The 1,036-nt window shown below is 60.6% G+C and carries 1 pseudogene; it reads left to right on the forward strand.

The window, feature by feature from the left end:
• Positions 1-56 precede the first annotated feature (56 nt).
• Positions 57-1,036: pseudogene (locus WX88_RS29745) on the forward strand (DDE-type integrase/transposase/recombinase); the annotation flags it as partial.

The raw sequence follows: 1,036 nt of genomic DNA on the forward strand, positions 1-1,036 counted from the left end.
TGTATAGTCCCAAAGAGTGATGGTAAATTTTCCGGGCAGGAATTTCGCACTCACTTATGGGACAAGTACTCCACGGCAGCGCCCGCACAACTCAGGCGATACGGCGCGCTATCCAACACAGCCCGGAAAGCGTACAACGCTTCGCCACCCGCTATACTAGCAATCCCAAAACGGTCAATCCCAAAACGGTGGCCAAGTGGCGCAAGCGCCCCGGCGTGTGGGATGCGCGCATGGACCCGGAGCCGGTTTCGACGGTGCTCAGCGCTGAGCAGGAAGCCATCGCTGTGGCCTTTCGTCGGCATCCTTTGCTGGCGCTGGACGACTGCCTGTACGCGCTGCAAGCCACGATTCCGCAGCTATGGCGCTGCCCCGCTGTTTCCAACGCCACGGCATCAGCTGCCTGCCGCTGAGCGAAGACGGACAGCGCCCGCCGAAAAAGAAATGTAAGGACTACCCCATCGGCTAGCTGCACGTCGACTTTGCCGAAGTGCGCACCGAAGAAGGCCGTCAGTACCGTCCAACTGCTTGAAGCGCATTTTTGTCGCCATTGACCGCACCAGTAAAGTGGCGTTGGCCGAGTTGCACCCGCGGGCCACGCGCATGGTTGCAGCAGACTTTCTGCGTCGGGTGCTGGAAAAGCGGCCCTACAAAGCCCATACTGTGCTGAAGACAACGGGGTGCAGTTCACGCTGCACCCCCACCAATGGTTTCCGAGCGGGCACCGCTTTGCCCGCCTTTGCCGGTCCTTCGGCGTGGCGCACTGCCGGACCAAACCAGCGCACCCGTGGACCAACGGCCAAGTCGAGCGCATGAACCGCACCAGCAAAGAAGCGACGGTGCAACGCTTCCACTACCAGACCACCCACGAACTCAACGAGCACCTGCAAGCCTTGTTGCTGGCCTACAACCAGGCCAAACGCTTGAAGACCCTACGCGGGCTCACCCCACCCGAATTCGTCTGTGCCCAGTGGCAAAAGGACCCGACTATCTTTACCCAAGACCCGACCCACCTCACGCTGGGACGATACAAGCTAGG

The sequence above is a fragment of the Hymenobacter terrenus genome (genome assembly GCF_000972495.1).
GTDB lineage: Bacteria > Bacteroidota > Bacteroidia > Cytophagales > Hymenobacteraceae > Hymenobacter > Hymenobacter terrenus.